A 12398-nucleotide genomic window follows, 5' to 3' on the forward strand; every position below is an offset into this window, starting at 1 on the left:
AAAAAGAAAATTTTACGGTTGTCAGGAAAGATAATTCTAGACCTTGGGGGAGGTTTTTTCGTAATTGACGAAGGTCAGGCAGCTGATTTTGCAGCTAAATATTTCCCTCACCTTGAAATGGACTCGATTAGAATTACCAATAAGTTAAGTCCAAAAATTTTAGTGGTTGCTCCAAATAAAAGATTGTCTTGGCAATATCATTTTCGAAGAGCCGAAATTTGGAAAATAGTAGCCGGAATTGTAGGAGTAAAGACCAGTCTGACGGATAAAGAAGGAGATGTACAAAGTCTTGTTCCGGGTGATTACATCCATGTTCCTGTAAGTGTAGATTGTGATATTGCTTTTCCAACTTTTGGACATTCAATGTATCCTGAAATTTCAAATGGAGATAAAGTAGGTTATAAATTTATTAAAGACTGGAGTTTTTTTAATTACGGTATGAAGTATTTAATTGTTACCGAAGAACAACGTATGGTTAAATATTTGAAGAGATCTACTATTGAAGGTAATGTTTTGTTGACTTCAAGAAATGAAGATTATGAAGATATTGAAATGCCTGTGAGTAGTATTCGTTCTATTTTACAAGTGAGATATATTTGTAAAACAGAAATGTAAATAGGTTTAAATTCAATAGTAAATTTATAAGTTTATATATAAATAGGTTTGTTTAGATATAATAATGTTGATACAAATGTTGATACAAATACCAGTATAAATAATAAAAAACCCCAGTGTTTGCTGGGGTTTTAAATATTTCAAAGTGACCATGGAGGGATTTGAACCCTCACGCCCTTGCGAGCACCACCCCCTCAAGATGGCGAGTCTACCGTTTCTCCACATGGCCTAAAAGAAAAAAAGGTTAAGTAAATTTTACTTAACCTTTTGTGACCCGACTGGGGCTCGAACCCAGGACCCCATCATTAAAAGTGATGTGCTCTACCAACTGAGCTATCGAGTCGTTGCATCAGAAAACGTTTGTTTTTCAAGTGAATCACTCGTTTGTGACCCGACTGGGGCTCGAACCCAGGACCCCATCATTAAAAGTGATGTGCTCTACCAACTGAGCTATCGAGTCTTGCATCGTTCCCTGATTGCGGGTGCAAATATAAGGACTTTATTTTAAGTTTTCCAAGCATTTTTATTATAAATTTGTCTTTTTTTAATAATAAATTTTAACACTCTAATTTATAGGGTTTTATTCTATGAAGAAAATTATACTGTTAGGTTACATGGGTTGTGGTAAGTCAACCATCGCTAAAGAATTGTCAAAAAAAATAGCTGTCCCGTTCATCGATTTAGATGAATTTATTGAAAAAAAGGTCAAAATGGACATTAAAACTATTTTTGCCGAGAAGGGAGAAATTCATTTTAGAAAGCTAGAACACGAATGTTTTGTCGAATTATTAAATTTAACAGAGCCCGTTATTATAGGATTAGGAGGAGGAACTCCATGTTATGCCAATAATCATGAGTTGTTAAAGCGAGAAGATGTATTGTCGGTTTATTTAAAAGCCTCTATCAATACTTTAGTAAGCCGTTTGTCTTTAAACAAGAGCAACAGACCCCTTATCGCCAACAAAAATGATGCGGAGATGAAAGAGTTTATTGCTACTCATTTATTTGAAAGAAGTTATTATTACAATCAGGCACAATATATTGTTGCTGTAGATGAGCAAACTATTGAGCAGACCGTAGGGGAAATTTTGGCAATTTTAGCTTAACCAGGCGCAGCTGTTATTTTGGTCAAATTCTACCTGTACATGTTCTAATAAGGAAGTAGAAAGGGAAATACCTTTAAAATCGGCTTTTACAGGGTATTTTTTATGATTACGGTCTACTAATACCGCAGTTTTGAATTTTTTTAAAGGCACATCCAGGAAATGTTTTACTGCATAAATTAAGGTTGTGCCTGAATTCAAAACGTCATCAATAAGAATAAGTCCTTTGTTGGCATATTCCTGAGCTGGAACAGAAGTTTGAATAGGCTGTTGCGGATGTTGTTTGTCAATATAAACTTCGCATAATAACACTTTGAGGTCGGAAATGGATTGAAGTTCCTGAGCAATTTTTTCGGCAAATACATAACCGTTTTTTGCAATACCGGCCAAAACTACTACTTCTTCTTCAATAAAGGTTTCGTAAATTTGGTATGCAATTCTTTTGGTTTTGTGTTTAATTTCCTGATGACTAAGAATGATATTTTTGCTCATGATTTGTTTTTTTGCTAATATAATTAAATTTGAATTCCAATATAAAAAAATCCAAATCCTAATAAGAAAATCCCAAATTCCAATTTGGAAACAGGTTTATAATTTTGATTTCTAAAACTTCAGGATTGGAATTTGTGATTTGTGATTTGGAATTTTACACTGAAGTTTTGGAATTTAACTCAATCCTCATCATCTTCGGGATAATTCTCGTTTCCGTAATCATCAATATCTCTACGGTCTTTTTTAGTGGGACGACCGGTTCCGGCTTTACGATAATGTTCTTTGGATAATTTTAGTAATTCCAGATGTTGATAAACTTCGGGCGGCGTATCATTTCTTCTGTAAATATCGACCAATTTGGCTCCCACACGATTATCGGGGATGTCTAATACGGTAATGGTTTGGGTAATTTGATCTTTTCTAAAAGTAATTATATCGGTAGGGAAAACTTCTTTAGAAGGTTTAGCAACCACGCCGTTTACGGTGATATGATTCTTTTTACAGGCCTCGGTAACCATATTTCGGGTCTTGTAGTATCTTACACACCATAAATATTTATCTATTCGCATAAAAAGTTATAAAATCAAAGTTAAATAGTTTACAAAAATAAATCAATATTGTATCTTGCGCACTTAAAATTCAGCTATAATGAACAAATTTAAGTATTATTTTATTTTAATAATTACAAGCCTCGCGTTATTTTCGTGTTCGAAAGACGATAACAATTCTATTGAAGTAGTACCTCCTAAAGATTATGCAGAACAATATGTAATTGAGAAAGCCACTATTGAGGAATATCTGGAGACTTATACTTTTGTGCATACCAATGCTCCTGGACAACCAGAAGACCAAGATATAGTTTTTACTAAAATTACAGATCCTGTTAATCAAAGATCTATAAAGTCATATTTGAATAGTAATACTTTTCCAAAACTTTTGAGTCGTGATGTAAAAGATGACGGAATTACGTATAAATTATATTATTTAGTTTTGAGAGAAGGTGTTGGTGAAAAACCTTGTAATGTAGATGAAGTTTTTACTTCCTATAATGGTAAATACTTGAAAGAAGTGGATTCTAATGGAGTCACTAGTATTACTTCTACACTATTTGAAGAAGTATTGTATCCACGAGGATTTATGGGATTATTTGAACTGATAAGGGGATGGAAAGAAATTTTTCCGCAGTTTAAAACAGGAACATATGTATCTAATTCTGACGGTACTATTTCTTATAATGATTTTGGTGCGGGTGTAATGTTTATTCCTTCGGGACTAGGGTATTATAATGCCGAACAAGGAAGAATTCCATCCTATTCACCTTTAGTTTTTAGTTTTAAATTGTATGAAATAAAAAGAAGTGATATAGATGGTTTCATACGATTTGGAAATGGAGCTAATGATTATACTGTAAATCCAGATAAAATTTTATCTTATCAAGAAGATATAGATGGTGATGGTTATATGTGGACAAAACAGGAGTTGCCAGAGGGTGCAATTAATCCGGACGATTCTGATGGAGATGGAGTTCCTGATTTTTTAGATGTTGATGATGATAACGATGGTTATGTAACTAAATTTGAAATAACGGTTAATGGTGTTGTGACTCCTTTTGCTTCAATTCCTGATTGTGGTGGAAATACAACTAATGAAGCAAGAATTAAAAAGCATTTAGATAAAAATTGTCACTAGATTTTCATTTTGAGATAATAAAAAAATCCTGTCCTGAGATTCATCAAGACGGGATTTTTTGTGTAATTAATTTGGGAAAAAATTAATTTTTAGTTTTGTGTAAGCCAATTTCTGAAATCATAAAATTCCTGAGGTGAAACACCGTGACCGATAGGGTATTCGTGATATACAACGTCAATTCCTAAATTACTCAAAAACGATTTTGTTTTTCTGGCCCATTCTACCGGAATCACCTGATCGACTGTTCCATGAGCAGCGAAAATTTTTAAATTGGAGAAATCATTGTTTTTATAATTTTCTTCAAATATAGGTTCGCTAATATAACCGCTTAACGCAATTACTTTTTGCACTTTATCTGGATGTGATAAGGCGATGGAATGACTTAAAATCGCACCCTGGCTAAAACCTAAAAGACTTACTTTCTTTTCATCAATAGGATAATTAGCAACCAATTCTTCGATAAATTGAGCAATCAAATCACGGGATAATTTTGCCTGTTCGTGATCAGAAAATTTATTTTCATTGGCATCAAAATTAATCGCATACCAGGCATAACTTCCATATTGTAAGTCATAAGGAGCACGTGCAGAAATTACATAATATTCTTCGGGTAATTCAGAAGCAAAAGAAAACAAATCGGCTTCATTGCTGCCGTAACCGTGTAATAATAATAGAAGCGGATTTGTGTCTAATTTTATTTTGGGTTCTCTGATGAGGTATTCTAAGGATAAATTCATTTTGGAATTAGATGTTTTTGAATATTTTTTGGAATTGTTCGCCTAAAATAGGAATCGCTTTCATTTGTCCTTGCAAAGCTCCCAGAAATCCGTAAATCCAAAGAATAAAATAAAAGATATAAAAGGCAGAAGAAATGGTCCAGCTGTCAAAATAACCAATAAAATACCCAATTAAAAAAAAGGATAAAAAGATACCCAACGCCTGACGAATATGGAAAGAGGCAAAAGGATCTTTTTTGTCATTATTCATAAACAGCGCAATTACAGCTCCAATAATCGTGAAATAGCTTATGATGGCTATGTTTTTACTTTCTTTATCTAAAGTCATTGTATTTTTATTTGCTTAAAATTATTTTTCCCTGATTTACAATTCCGTAGGCTTTTCCTTTTAATTCCTGACCTAAAAAAGCAGAGTTTTTAGATTTGGACAAAATGGCTTCTTTGGTAAAAATGCTTGTTCCTTCCGGATTAAATAAACTCAGATTGGCTTTTTTGCCTTCTTTTATCGGATGATTTTCGATGCCAAAAATAGTTTTTGCCGCTGTTAATTTTTCGATTACTTTTTCTAAAGGCAACACTTTTGTCAAAGTTCCAAAAGCAGTTTCCAGACCAATAGTTCCGTTTTTAGCCAAATCAAATTCCATTTTTTTGTGTTCAATGTCTATCGGATTATGGTCGGAAGTAATAATGTCGATGGTGTTGTCCAGTACTCCGGCTAATAAAGCCTGACGGTCTGCTTCCGTTCGTAATGGCGGAGCTACTTTGTAACGGGTATCAAAACTGTCTAATTTTTCGTCCGTCATTGTTAAATGATGTACGCTCACGCTGCAACTTACATTTAAACCTTTGGCTTTGGCTTCTTTGATTAAAGCAACCGATTTTGCTGTAGAAATCGTAGGAATATGCATTTTTCCACCGGTGTATTCAAGTAAGAATAAATTACGGGCTACCTGCAATTCTTCAGCTAAATTTGGAATTCCTTTGAGTCCTAAACGGGTAGAAACAACGCCTTCATTAACCACTCCGTTTCCTTTGATGTTGGCGTCCTGAGCATAAGCAATTACCACGCTGTCAAAATCCTGTGTGTATTGTAAGGCAATTTTAAGCAAATTGGCATTGTCTAAACTTTTATTATAATCCCCAAAAGCAATGGCGCCTGATTGTTTCATGTCGTACATCTCTGCCATGTCTTTTCCTTCGGAATTTTTGGTCAAAGCTCCAATAGGAAAAAGTTCTGTTGCCTGTCCGAAAGCTTTGTTTTTAACAAAATTGATTTGCGATTGATTGTCAATTACCGGAAAAGAATTCGGTTGCAAAGCAATGGCTGTAAAACCACTTTGGGCAGCAACGTTTAATCCGTTGGCGATGGTTTCGCGGTCTTCAAAACCGGGTTCTCCCAATGAAACACTGCTGTCAAACCAGCCTTGGGAAACATGAAGATTATTCAGTTTTAGTTCTTCGGCATGATCTGGATTGGGTAAATTACTCCCCATTTTTTCAATTAAACCATTTACTATTAAAATATCTGCCGTTTGCTGATGAAAAGGGCTTTGCGGATCGATAATTTTTGCGTTTCGGATAATGATTGTCATATTTTTTATTTCAGGAATTTTATAATCGCCATTTCGCATATCAGGAAGAGCAGTGCAAAGATAACAAACCATTTCCAAAGTTGCTTATCCATTCGGTCGCTTTGTAGGCGGTGAAAAATACTTTCTGCCGAATCGGTTGTTGGGTAATTGGATAGGATTTGGGTATTGGTTTGCTGAAGATTGCTTTCGCTTCGGTTGTAATTAAAACTGATATTTTCAACCCATTGTTTTTGATTGTAAATTTCAAAATTTCCGGCTTGCTGTGGCAGGTCGTTAAAAGTGAGTTTTACTTTTGTATTCCTCATTTGTTGGGTTGGGATAAATTGTTCGTGTTCATTTTTGATTTCCAAAATACCGTCTTTGGAAAGAGAAGTTTCAACAATAAATGCATTAGAATTGCCAATTGTTAGCGCGTTTACGCCGTTATTTTGGTTAAAAAGTGCCATTTTGTAAAAAACAGGAACAATTAAAGGTGATTGTTGAAAATTAGAATTTTCGGTATTTAAAGCTGCCGAAAAAACATAAACGGTTCCGGAAGTATTTTGGATTGCCGATAAAAACGGACTTTGATCTTCGTACAATAAAGCGGCCGACTGTTTGTTTGAAATTCCAAACGAACTTTTAGTCATTGGATATTGAAAATTACTGATTTTGTTTTCAAAAACGCCTGAAAACAAGGGATGATCAAAGTTTATTTTGGTGATTAGTTTTGAGTTGGTTTCGATAGATTTAAATTGGAAATTGCCAAAAGCGCTCATAAAAGAAGTTAGCGCCGTGGCGGAACTTTTGACAGACGGAATAAGAATCAGATTGCCGCCTTTTTGAACAAAATCCTTCAGCGTAATTTGCAAAGCCTGCGGAATTTCTTCCAATTCATTGAGTACAATCGCGTCTTGTTTTTCGAGTGTATTATAGTCTAAAGTGCTTAACTCACTGTTACTGTAATTAAATTCGTCCGGCGTATAAATGCGTTGTAAAAAGTTGCTTTTGGCATTTTTGCCAATGCTGATTAGCTTTGTTTTTTTGGTGTTGGCAATGCTAAAATAATAATTGTTGTCGTAAGTCAGGCTGTTGTCGGAAATGGAAACATAACCCTGAAAAGCCTGTTTGGCAATATTAAAATGTAATGATTTTTTGGAACTGTTTAAATTAGCAACCGTTTTTGCGATTAACTTTTTCTGGTTATAAATTGCTACAGGAACCGATTTGATTTCGTTGCCAAAACGGGACAAATTGACTTCAATATCATAAAAATCATTCGTGGTTTCAGCAATAAAAACGCTGTCAATGCTCAGGTTGTTTTTTTGTTCCGATTCCGGAATTACAAAGTAACAAAGGTCATTTTTAGAAATGCTTTTGAGTTGTTTTTCATTCATTCCTACAGCATCGCTAATCACAATAATGTCTTTTTTAGCATTTGTAGGATGAGCATTGATTCGGACTAAAATGGCGTTTAACTCAAAGGGAATCGCACTGTATTTTAGATTTTGAAGCGTACTTCTAATCGATTTAATATCGGTGTTCCAATAGCTTTCGGTATTGGTTAGTAAGGAGAATTTTTTGTTTTCCGGCGTAGTTTCCAGCAGTTCCTGAATGGCTCTTTTTAATAATTCGCCTTTTTTGCCTTTGGCCTGCATACTAAAAGAGTTGTCCAGAATAATGTAGGTTTCATTCGAACGGTTTTGGCTGTCTTTTGCATCAAAAAAAGGTTGGGTAAAAGCCAAAATCAGGCAGAAAAAAAGCAATAATCGGCAGGCGAGTAACAACCATTTTTTGAGTTGGGAACTTTTTCGGGTTTGAATAGAAATCGATTTTAAGAAACGAACATTGGTAAAATATTCTTTTTTAAATTTTCGAAACTGAAACAAATGAACCAAAATAGGTATCAGCAATAAAAAAAGAAAGTATAGAATTTCCGGATGTTTAAAATGCATGGAGTTCAAATGTTTACTGGCTGTTATAAAAATAATAGCAGTGAATTCTTTCCAAAAATACAAATTTGTGCCAAAGTTCTAAGCATGTAGACTTGGTATTTTTTCAATCGTAGCAGGAACCGATAGTTGTTAGTATTTTATATGTATTTTAGCGTTCAACTAAAAACGATAAAAATGAAGAAAAGCTTTTTAATTGCATTTGCATTATTGTGTTGTGAACAATTTCAGGCGCAGGAAAAGAAATTTAATTTAGTCATTGGAACTTACACCAAGAGTTGCGAAAGCAAAGGGATTTATGTTTATGATTTTGATGCAGAAACCGGAGTTTCTCAGTTTAAATCTGCAACAGAGAATATTATCAATCCCAGTTTTGTAACGGTTTCTAAAAAGAATGATTTTGTGTATTCGGTTAATGAAGACGGACCTAAAAGTACCGTTAGCGCTTTTAGCTACGATTCGAAAAATGCAAAGTTAGATTTTTTGAATAAGCAAAAGATTCAAAATCCGGGACCTTGTTACATTATTAATGATGACAAAAACGTGATAACAGCCAATTATACCGGCGGAAGTGTGGCGGTTTTTGGTAAAAATAAAAATGGAAGTCTTACGGAATTAAAGCAGCTTATAGAGCATTCAGGAAAAGGAGTAAATCCTGCCCGTCAGGAAAAATCGCATGTGCATTCGGTACAATTTTCACCCGATCACAAGCTTGTGTTGGCAACCGATTTGGGAACTGATAAATTGTATGTGTACCAATATGATTCAAAAGCAGTAAAGCCTTTAGCTTTAAAAGACAGCATCAGTGTGAAAGCAGGGAGTGGACCAAGGCATTTTGTTTTTAGCAAAAATGGACGTAAGTTGTATTTGTTACAGGAATTGGATGGAACGCTTTCGGTTTTTGATTATAAAAAAGGAAAAATGCAATTAGTTCAGGAAACTACTGTAGTAGCGGATGGTTTTACAAAACCTTTTACAGCTGCCGATATTCATATTTCGCCAGATGAGAAATTTTTATATGCAACCAACAGAAAAGAAGCCAATACGATTAGTTGTTTCAAAATTTTAAAAGATGGAAAATTAGCATTGGCTTCCCGAATCAGTACTTTGGGTGACGGTCCTCGTAATTTTGCGATTGACCCAAGCGGTAATTTCTTGTTAGTTGGACATCAGTATACTAATAATGTGGTTGTTTTTAAACGTAATAAAGAAACAGGAGCATTGACTGATACCGGAAAAAGAATCGAATTGTGTGCTCCGGTTTGTTTGGTTTTTACGGAGAAGTAAAACTGATTTCAGGCTGCAGAAAGGAGAAAGCAGGTTTAAGAATTTAAAAGAAAAAAAAGTTTTCAGATTATAGGTTATTCTTAATCTGAAAACTTTTTTTATTTCTGTAAACTGCAGATTGCTTTCTGAAATCTCAAGACTATTTCTAATTATTTTTTTTGCAGCAGGATATTTTATTGGCTACTAAACGAATATAATTCCTAATTATAAGCAATAATAAAATTAGAGTAAGAATTTAGCTTAATTTTATGATATTTTAATAGTGTTTTGATAAAAAAATATGTATCATCGTATTTGAATTATTTAAAGAAAAATTTTACTGTTAATAGTCTATTTATGAGGCTAACTAGAATTCTAAAATTATAATAATAATTAATAAAAAAGATTAATATGAGTTTATCAGAATGGTTAATTTTTATTTTTGTACTACAAATTATTCATGGATTATCTACTTGGAAACTTTATCTAAAAGCTGGTAGAAAAGTTTATGAAGCTTTTATACCATTATATAATTTAGTCGTTTTAATGAAAATTATTAAACGTCCAATATGGTGGTTTTTATTACTTTTCATTCCCATTATTAATCTTATAATGATTCCTGTAATTTGGGTTGAGACAATTAGAAGTTTTGGAAAAAACACCACTCAGGATACTTTATTAGTCTTAGTAACATTCGGTTTTTATATTGCTTATTTAAATTATACTTCTGAAAATCTAGTTTATATAGAAAATCGTGATTTAAAATTTCAAACAAAAACAGGAGATACAATAAGCTCACTTTTATTTGCAATTATTGTAGCTACATTAGTTCATACTTATGTTATTCAGCCTTTTACGATTCCATCTTCATCTTTAGAAAAGACCTTATTAATTGGAGATTACTTGTTTGTAAGTAAAGTTAATTATGGCGCGCGAACTCCAATGACAGCAATTGCATTGCCAATGGTGCATGATTCAATACCTTTTTTTAAACTAAAGTCTTATCTATTTAGCGATGATGCTACAAAGAAAGGAACAAGTTGGTTAAATAAATTCCAATTACCTTATTTTAGATTTCCTGCAATAGAAAAAATTGAGCGTAATGAAATTGTTGTGTTTAATCAACCTGCAGATACTTTAAGAGATATGGATAATTTTAAACCAGACAGAAACTATTATAAACCTATTGATAAAAAAACAAATTTGGTAAAAAGGTGTGTTGGTGTAGCTGGAGATTCTTTAGAAATTCGTAATGGAGCTATTTACATTAATGGCAAATTGAGTAAAATGCCGGAAAGTGCCAAGCCTCAATTTAATTTTTTAGTAGATACAAAAGGAGAAAGTATAAATCAGGATGCTCTCGTACATCGATATGGAGCCAGAGAAGGTATGAAGTACGAAAATGGAACTTTCGCTTTAACAAATGAGGGGCAATATTTTTTAACTTTAACAGACAAAGAAGCCGATTTAATAGCCAAAAATCCAGTTGTAAAAAGTGTTACAAAATACTTGACACCAAAAAGACAAGGTAATAATGAAGAAGTTTTTCCTCATGTTCATTCATTGGGATGGAACATAGATAATTTTGGACCTATCTATATTCCTAAGAAAGGTGTAACTGTAAAGCTAGATATAAAATCACTTCCATTTTATAAGCGTATTATTCAGGAGTATGAAAAAAATAGTTTAGAAGTTAATGGTAATGAAATTATAATTAACGGAAAAGTAAATAATAGCTATACTTTTAAGCAAGATTATTATTGGATGATGGGAGATAACCGTCAAAACTCCTTGGATGCTCGTTCTTGGGGTTTTGTTCCTTTTGATCATATAGTTGGTAAACCAGTATTTATTTGGTTTAGTTGGGATAAAGATGGAAAAGGATTAAATAAAGTAAGATGGAATCGTATTTTTTCTGTGGTGAGTATACATAGTGAACCTAAATCATATTTAATCCACTTTTTAGTTTTATTAGGTTTTTTTATCATAGCTGATAAACTAATAAAAAGAAGAAAGAATAAGGCTTTTATGGAGTTAAAAAATAAATGAAATTCAACACAGTAAGATGAGCCTTAACCGATACCGGAAAACGTATTGAAATGTGTTCGCCAGTTTGTTTGATTTTTACAAAACAATAAAAAGCAACAAAGCCTAAAAATGAGTTTTTGAACATGCCCCAAAAAGTTAGACACTATTTGAGGCATTTTTTATGGAAAGAAAAGTAAAGTATGATTATGCATTTAAATTAGAATGCGTAGAATTAGTTTTAAAGAAACATTATACGGATGGATATGTTTCAAAATTGAAGCAGATTCCGAGATGGAATATTCGTAAATGGGTCAGTTTTTACAAGACTTATGGCGAAATAGGTTTATTGCCACGAATGAATCAAAGTTATTCCTCTGAATTTAAATTAAAAGTGGTTACAGCTATAGAAAAAGAATCTCTTTCATTATTAAGAGCTAGTGTTAGGTTTAATATTCCTGATATTTCCATTGTTTTAAAATGGAAAAAAGATTTTGCTAACTTTGGAATAAAAGGCTTAGAACCAAAACAAAAAGGCAGACCAATTTCTATGAGTGATAAACGTAAAAAAAGCAAACCAAACAAACCTTTAACAAGAGAAGAAGAACTTTTAAAAGAAAACGAAAGACTTCGTTGTGAGAATGAATTGCTAAAAAAGTTACAAGCCTTAATTCAAGCCAGGAGAAAACCAAAGCCATAATAGAGTTAAGGCATAAATTTGATTTAGAATTGCTTCTAGATCTAACAAATATGGCACGAAGTAGTTTTTATTATCATCAAAAACAAAGCCGATTACCTGATAAATATAAAAAGATTAAAGAGTTGATTAAAACTATTTATCAACGACATAAAGGACGTTATGGTTATAGACGAATAACCGATGAACTTCAAAACAAAGGAATCGTTATCAATCATAAAACCGTTTTAAGATTGATGAAACTATTGGGG

At 33.0% G+C, this 12398-nt stretch carries 13 protein-coding genes and 3 tRNA genes; 7 read left to right on the forward strand and 9 right to left on the reverse strand.

Annotated elements, in window-relative coordinates; genetic code table 11:
• Positions 1-18 precede the first annotated feature (18 nt).
• Positions 19-615, forward strand: a complete 597-nt coding sequence (locus tag H599_RS20260; RefSeq protein WP_051590653.1) for a S24 family peptidase — start codon at positions 19-21, stop codon at positions 613-615.
• Between the two features lie 146 nt (positions 616-761).
• Here the strand turns inward: H599_RS20260 and H599_RS0105585 are convergent.
• The 3 genes from H599_RS0105585 to H599_RS0105595 all read right to left on the reverse strand — a co-directional run bounded on the left by H599_RS0105585 (position 762) and on the right by H599_RS0105595 (position 1075).
• Positions 762-844 (reverse strand) — tRNA-Leu (locus tag H599_RS0105585).
• Between the two features lie 41 nt (positions 845-885).
• Positions 886-958, reverse strand: a tRNA-Lys gene (locus H599_RS0105590).
• A 44-nt stretch (positions 959-1002) separates the two neighbouring features.
• A tRNA-Lys gene (locus H599_RS0105595) sits at positions 1003-1075 on the reverse strand.
• A 127-nt stretch (positions 1076-1202) separates the two neighbouring features.
• Here H599_RS0105595 and H599_RS0105600 point away from each other — a divergent pair.
• Positions 1203-1721, forward strand: coding sequence for a shikimate kinase (locus tag H599_RS0105600; RefSeq protein WP_026713224.1), 519 nt, complete (start codon positions 1203-1205; stop codon positions 1719-1721).
• Here H599_RS0105600 and H599_RS0105605 read toward each other — a convergent pair.
• Complete coding sequence (locus H599_RS0105605) at positions 1713-2210, reverse strand: phosphoribosyltransferase domain-containing protein (RefSeq protein ID WP_026713225.1); 498 nt, start codon at positions 2208-2210, stop codon at positions 1713-1715. The genes H599_RS0105600 and H599_RS0105605 overlap by 9 nt on opposite strands.
• A 179-nt stretch (positions 2211-2389) precedes the next feature.
• Entirely contained in the window at positions 2390-2779 is a 390-nt protein-coding gene (locus H599_RS0105615) for an RNA-binding S4 domain-containing protein (RefSeq protein ID WP_026713226.1), read from the reverse strand.
• 79 nt (positions 2780-2858) lie between these two features.
• On the opposite strand from H599_RS0105615, the gene H599_RS0105620 reads away from it, so the two are divergent.
• On the forward strand, positions 2859-3899 hold the full coding sequence (locus tag H599_RS0105620; protein ID WP_026713227.1) for an FKBP-type peptidyl-prolyl cis-trans isomerase: 1041 nt from the start codon (positions 2859-2861) through the stop codon (positions 3897-3899).
• An 89-nt stretch (positions 3900-3988) separates the two neighbouring features.
• Here the strand turns inward: H599_RS0105620 and H599_RS0105625 are convergent, their stop codons facing one another.
• Genes H599_RS0105625 through H599_RS0105640 form a run of 4 tightly spaced genes read right to left on the reverse strand, consistent with a single transcriptional unit; the run spans position 3989 to position 8162 of the window.
• Positions 3989-4636: an alpha/beta hydrolase gene (locus H599_RS0105625; RefSeq protein WP_026713228.1), complete on the reverse strand. Its 648-nt coding sequence runs from the start codon at positions 4634-4636 to the stop codon at positions 3989-3991.
• 7 nt (positions 4637-4643) lie between these two features.
• On the reverse strand, positions 4644-4964 hold the full coding sequence (locus H599_RS0105630; protein WP_026713229.1) for a DUF4870 domain-containing protein: 321 nt from the start codon (positions 4962-4964) through the stop codon (positions 4644-4646).
• A 7-nt stretch (positions 4965-4971) separates the two neighbouring features.
• Positions 4972-6228 carry a dihydroorotase gene (locus H599_RS0105635; protein ID WP_026713230.1) on the reverse strand — a complete coding sequence of 419 codons (1257 nt, stop codon included), beginning with the start codon at positions 6226-6228 and terminating at the stop codon, positions 4972-4974.
• 5 nt (positions 6229-6233) lie between these two features.
• Positions 6234-8162, reverse strand: a complete 1929-nt coding sequence (locus tag H599_RS0105640) for a vWA domain-containing protein (RefSeq protein ID WP_026713231.1) — start codon at positions 8160-8162, stop codon at positions 6234-6236.
• Positions 8163-8336: 174 nt separating this feature from the next.
• Between H599_RS0105640 and H599_RS0105645 the strand changes: the two genes are divergently transcribed.
• The 4 genes from H599_RS0105645 to H599_RS0105665 all read left to right on the forward strand — a co-directional run.
• Positions 8337-9446 carry a lactonase family protein gene (locus H599_RS0105645; protein ID WP_026713232.1) on the forward strand — a complete coding sequence of 370 codons (1110 nt, stop codon included), beginning with the start codon at positions 8337-8339 and terminating at the stop codon, positions 9444-9446.
• Positions 9447-9836: 390 nt separating this feature from the next.
• Entirely contained in the window at positions 9837-11474 is a 1638-nt protein-coding gene (lepB, locus tag H599_RS0105650; RefSeq protein WP_026713233.1) for a signal peptidase I, read from the forward strand.
• A gap of 160 nt (positions 11475-11634) precedes the next feature.
• Positions 11635-12150, forward strand: coding sequence for a transposase (locus tag H599_RS0105660; protein ID WP_026713234.1), 516 nt, complete (start codon positions 11635-11637; stop codon positions 12148-12150).
• A gap of 50 nt (positions 12151-12200) precedes the next feature.
• A partial coding sequence (locus H599_RS0105665) for an IS3 family transposase (RefSeq protein ID WP_155960745.1) occupies positions 12201-12398 on the forward strand: 198 nt, incomplete at its 3' end.

It is taken from the genome of Flavobacterium daejeonense DSM 17708 (genome assembly GCF_000425425.1).
In the GTDB taxonomy this organism is placed as follows: domain Bacteria; phylum Bacteroidota; class Bacteroidia; order Flavobacteriales; family Flavobacteriaceae; genus Flavobacterium; species Flavobacterium daejeonense.

Excerpts from the sequence above, each read along its gene's own strand:
- lepB (WP_026713233.1), top strand. The coding sequence starts at position 9,837 with ATGAGTTTATCAGAATGGTTAATTTTTATTTTTGTACTACAAATTATT.
- H599_RS0105630 (WP_026713229.1), bottom strand. The coding sequence starts at position 4,964 with ATGACTTTAGATAAAGAAAGTAAAAACATAGCCATCATAAGCTATTTC.
- H599_RS0105620 (WP_026713227.1), top strand. The coding sequence starts at position 2,859 with ATGAACAAATTTAAGTATTATTTTATTTTAATAATTACAAGCCTCGCG.
- H599_RS0105660 (WP_026713234.1), top strand. The coding sequence starts at position 11,635 with ATGGAAAGAAAAGTAAAGTATGATTATGCATTTAAATTAGAATGCGTA.
- H599_RS0105605 (WP_026713225.1), bottom strand. The coding sequence starts at position 2,210 with ATGAGCAAAAATATCATTCTTAGTCATCAGGAAATTAAACACAAAACC.
- H599_RS0105640 (WP_026713231.1), bottom strand. The coding sequence starts at position 8,162 with ATGCATTTTAAACATCCGGAAATTCTATACTTTCTTTTTTTATTGCTG.
- H599_RS0105600 (WP_026713224.1), top strand. The coding sequence starts at position 1,203 with ATGAAGAAAATTATACTGTTAGGTTACATGGGTTGTGGTAAGTCAACC.
- H599_RS0105635 (WP_026713230.1), bottom strand. The coding sequence starts at position 6,228 with ATGACAATCATTATCCGAAACGCAAAAATTATCGATCCGCAAAGCCCT.
- H599_RS0105615 (WP_026713226.1), bottom strand. The coding sequence starts at position 2,779 with ATGCGAATAGATAAATATTTATGGTGTGTAAGATACTACAAGACCCGA.
- H599_RS0105645 (WP_026713232.1), top strand. The coding sequence starts at position 8,337 with ATGAAGAAAAGCTTTTTAATTGCATTTGCATTATTGTGTTGTGAACAA.
- H599_RS0105625 (WP_026713228.1), bottom strand. The coding sequence starts at position 4,636 with ATGAATTTATCCTTAGAATACCTCATCAGAGAACCCAAAATAAAATTA.